Here is a 3,843-nt window from a genome sequence, read left to right on the forward strand (position 1 = left end):
CCTCCCACCGGGTGGTGGGAGGGCCACGATAAAACGGACAGCTACCGCTTACTTCTTGTTGCGGCGCTGAACGCGGGTGCGCTTGAGCAGCTTGCGGTGCTTCTTCTTAGCCATCCGCTTGCGCCGCTTCTTGATAACAGAGCCCACGACTACCCTCGCTCACTTCTCGGAACCTTCCCGCGCCAGCGGGAATCGGTGCGGGGCGTCTGGGCCCACACGACCTACGTCGGCCAAGCCTACCCGCCCAGGCTGAGAGGGTGTAATCCGAGGGCGGCCACTCGGCTCCGCTACGCGGATTCCACCCCCACGAAAGACTCGCGGAGATAGTCGTGCACCGCTTGCTCCGGTACCCGGAAGGACCTCCCCACCCGGATCGCCGGCAGATGACCGCTGTGCACCAATCGGTACACCGTCATCTTCGACACCCTCATCACCGAGGCGACTTCCGCCACGGTAAGGAACTTGACCTCGTTGAGAGGCCTCTCACTGCCAGCAGCCATGACCCACCTGTACCTTCCGCACACGACGCACACCGGCTTCCCCTCCGGTGACTCTTCGTCGCTGTGCGCTCACTCCCCAGACTAGGGGCGGGTGATACGAGTGGGGAAGAGGAGCAGCCATCGGCCGCCTACTGTGACAGACACGCTCGATTGAGTACATAGCGTGTCAGCGGTCGGTAGTAAGAGGACCGCGCGCCATCATCAAGCGGAACCGCCACGGAGACGCTCCCCTCCGCCTCCCCGACGAAGAGCGCGGGGTCGTCGATGTCGGCCGGCCCTATGGCCTCAATGCCTAGCTGACCTGCCCCGCAGACCCATCCATGGTCCCCGATGACCAGATCCGGCAGCGGTCCGCCGCTCTCCGCCAGGCTCTCCAAAACCGCACGAACCGGGAGAGGCGAGTGGGTGTGTGCGCCGGTGCCACCCACGCCTCCCCGCGCGCCGGGTTCCCGCACCAGCGCGACTCCCTGTACGTAGTCGAGGCCGCAGGCGCGTACGCCAAACCGACTAGCGATATCAACGCGCCGCCCCCGTGCGGGGGTGAGGACACGGCAGCCCGCCGCGGACAAGGCCTCCGCCAGCGCGGCGTAGAAGCCGAGCAGCCGGTGCGGATGCCCCGTCCCCAGCTGTACCGCACCGCGACTCCGGGCCACCTGTCGCAGTCTCCCGGCAAAGGCGTCGAGCGCCCGCACGGTCCGCTCGGGGTCAATCGCGTCGACACCCTGAACATGGCCTGGATCAGCGGAAACACCGCACTTGGCGGCCATGAGGGCCATGATGTCCCGTTCGCTCCACTCGCGGGCGGGGGTGATTCCGAGGGTCACCCGGGGGTCCCGGGCGGCGAAGAGCCGGTAGCTGCGCAGACCGGCCTCGCGCGGGGTGCGTACGGGGCCGGCCAGCCGGGCCGCCAGAAGATGCGCCCGCAGCGCGTCGATGCTCACCACCCCACCGATGGTGCCGGACCCCCGGCCCCACCGGGCGAAAAGGAAGAATCCGCCGCACGGTCGGCGTAACGACCCCACCCTTCCTCGATGATCGTCGACCCCTGCCAAGGAATGGCTGAAAATCGACGTTGCATGGCCCTTTTTGCCCGACTCCGTCCCTCCAGCCCCGTGCACCCCACCGATACCTTCACATCACAACTGCCTCAGCTTGCCCACTGATCCCGAGGGTCACGGAGACGCTCCGTATACCGTCCAAGACGTCCGACCCCGCTCCCCGACCCAGCCTGATCCCCCACTAGGCGAGCAGACCCCGCAGCGGGAACACCGCACGACGGGTCGCGAGCACCGCCTGGTCGAGCCGGTCGGCCGGGTCGTACCCGGCGGTCCACTCCCGCCATGCCGGGCTGCGTCCGTCCGTCATCCGCCGTGGTCCGGTCTGCCGGGTCCGCGCGTAGACCTGCTCCCGCCACTCCTCGGGGATCAATGACTCGGGGTCCACCGGCGCGTGCGCGGCGATCCCCACCAGATGCGTCCAGGACCGCGGCACCACGTCCACGACGGCGTATCCGCCGCCGCCCAGCGCGATCCACCGCCCCTGGTCCGCATAGGCGTGGGCCAGTTCGTGGCACGCCTCCTGGACCATTCGCTGGGCGTCCAGGGAGACCGCGAGATGGGCCAGCGGGTCCTCGAAGTGGGTGTCGGCCCCGTGCTGGGTCACCAGCACCTGGGGACGGAAGTCCGCCAACAGCTCGGGCACGACAGCGTGGAAGGCCCGGAGCCACCCCTCGTCCCCGGTCCCGGCCGGCAGCGCGACATTGACCGCTCCCCCCTCCCCGGGACCGTCCGCGCCTGTCTCCTCCGGCCATCCGGTGCCGGGGAAGAGCGTCCGGGGGTGCTCGTGCAGCGAGATCGTCAGTACCCGGGGGTCCTCCCAGAACGTCGCCTGCACCCCGTCCCCGTGGTGGACGTCGACGTCGACATAGGCGACGCGCTCCGCCCCCAGCTCCAGCAGGCGGGCGATGGCGAGCGAGGCGTCGTTGTAGACACAGAACCCCGCCGCCGCGCCGGGCATCGCATGGTGCAGCCCGCCCGCGAAGTTCACCGCGTGCGCGGTCTCGCCCCGCCAGACCGCCTCGGCCGCCCCGACGGACTGCCCGGCGATCCGCGCCGACGCGTCGTGCATGCCCATGAAGGCCGGATCGTCCACCGTCCCGAGCCCGTACGCCTGGTCGGCCGCCCTCGGCTCCGCGGAGGCCGCCCGCACGGCCGCCAGGAAGTCCTCCCGGTGCACCAGCCGGAGCGTCGACTCCCCGGCGGGCTTCGCCGCCACCACGTCCATCACCCGGTCGAGCCCGTACGCCCGCACCAACTCCATGGTCAGCGCGAGCCGTACCGGGTCCATCGGATGGCCGTCCCCGAAGTCGTACTCCGTGACTGCCTCGTCCCACATCAACAATCCGCGGCCACTCATGTCCGCCACGGTATCCGCTGATAGAGCGGTACGAGAGGGGCCTGGACCACGCCGGGGCCGCCCCCTGCGGGGTCAGCGCCGGACCAGCAGCGCGGGCAGCTCCGCCATCGCCTCGAAGTACCCGGTGGCCCCCGTGAGTCCGGTGGCCGGTGTCATCGCGGTGTACCCGTACACATCCATCCCGGCGGCTATCGCGGCGGCCACTCCGAGCGCACTGTCCTCGACCACCACACAGCGCTCGGGCGCCACACCCATCCGCGCGGCCGCGTGGAGAAAGAGATCGGGCGCGGGCTTTCCCCGCCCCACGTCCTGGGCGCTGAAGATGATCTCGTCCGGGAACCAGAGATCGAGTCCGGTCCTGCGGTGACCGACCCGGATCCGCTCATGGCTCCCCGAGGACGCCACACAGTACGCAACCCCGTCCGCGACCAGCTTCCCCAGTACCTCGGTCACCCCGTCGACGGCCTCCAACTCCCGCTCGAACGCGGCGAAGACCCGCGCGTGCAGAGTCTCGTCGAAGTCCTCCGGCAGCTTCCGCCCACTGCGCTCCAGGACGAGGTCGTGTACACGGTGCACGGCGGCCCCCATGTAGTCCCGCACGGAGTCCTCATACGAGGTGGGGTGTCCCAGCTCGGTCAGATATGCCGCCAGGATGGTGTTGGAGAGAGGCTCGCTGTCGACGAGGACACCGTCGTTGTCGAAGATGACAAGGTCATAACTCATGCCCTCAGCCTAGGGATACCCCATGAACTGCGCGTGGACGCGATGAACTGCAGGTGGACGCGGACATGCGAAAGGGCCCTGTACCAGATATCCCGGTACAGGGCCCTCTCTCAATATTAGTTCGGCGGCGTCCTACTCTCCCACAGGGTCCCCCCTGCAGTACCATCGGCGCTGTGAGGCTTAGCTTCCGGGTTCGGAATGTAAC

5 protein-coding genes and 1 rRNA gene are annotated in these 3,843 nt (G+C 68.9%); all 6 read right to left on the bottom strand.

Translation table 11 applies throughout. The annotated features are described in order from the left end of the window. Positions 1-48: 48 nt before the first annotated feature. Positions 49-147 (bottom strand): 30S ribosomal protein bS22, encoded by a 99-nt coding sequence (locus ACFVIM_RS33730; RefSeq protein ID WP_003948845.1) that lies wholly within the window; start codon positions 145-147, stop codon positions 49-51. A 140-nt stretch (positions 148-287) separates the two neighbouring features. Further along, positions 288-500 (bottom strand): helix-turn-helix domain-containing protein, encoded by a 213-nt coding sequence (locus ACFVIM_RS33735; RefSeq protein ID WP_003958488.1) that lies wholly within the window; start codon positions 498-500, stop codon positions 288-290. A gap of 128 nt (positions 501-628) precedes the next feature. After that, positions 629-1,444 carry a phosphatase gene (locus ACFVIM_RS33740; protein WP_384309790.1) on the bottom strand — a complete coding sequence of 272 codons (816 nt, stop codon included), beginning with the start codon at positions 1,442-1,444 and terminating at the stop codon, positions 629-631. A gap of 295 nt (positions 1,445-1,739) precedes the next feature. Beyond that, the gene (locus tag ACFVIM_RS33745; RefSeq protein ID WP_384309793.1) at positions 1,740-2,915 is read right to left on the bottom strand and encodes an acetoin utilization protein AcuC; all 1,176 of its coding nucleotides are present in this window, start codon (positions 2,913-2,915) and stop codon (positions 1,740-1,742) included. Between the two features lie 72 nt (positions 2,916-2,987). Next, the gene (locus ACFVIM_RS33750) at positions 2,988-3,638 is read right to left on the bottom strand and encodes an HAD family hydrolase (protein ID WP_384309797.1); all 651 of its coding nucleotides are present in this window, start codon (positions 3,636-3,638) and stop codon (positions 2,988-2,990) included. Positions 3,639-3,757: 119 nt separating this feature from the next. Beyond that, a 5S ribosomal RNA gene (rrf, locus tag ACFVIM_RS33755) occupies positions 3,758-3,843 on the bottom strand; the annotation flags it as partial.

The sequence above is a fragment of the Streptomyces sp. NPDC057638 genome (genome assembly GCF_042800315.1).
GTDB lineage: Bacteria > Actinomycetota > Actinomycetes > Streptomycetales > Streptomycetaceae > Streptomyces.

What these genes read in the sequence shown, in the direction of transcription:
- ACFVIM_RS33745 (WP_384309793.1), bottom strand. Translation starts at nt 2,915, where the DNA reads ATGAGTGGCCGCGGATTGTTGATGTGGGACGAGGCAGTCACGGAGTAC.
- ACFVIM_RS33750 (WP_384309797.1), bottom strand. Translation starts at nt 3,638, where the DNA reads ATGAGTTATGACCTTGTCATCTTCGACAACGACGGTGTCCTCGTCGAC.
- ACFVIM_RS33735 (WP_003958488.1), bottom strand. Translation starts at nt 500, where the DNA reads ATGGCTGCTGGCAGTGAGAGGCCTCTCAACGAGGTCAAGTTCCTTACC.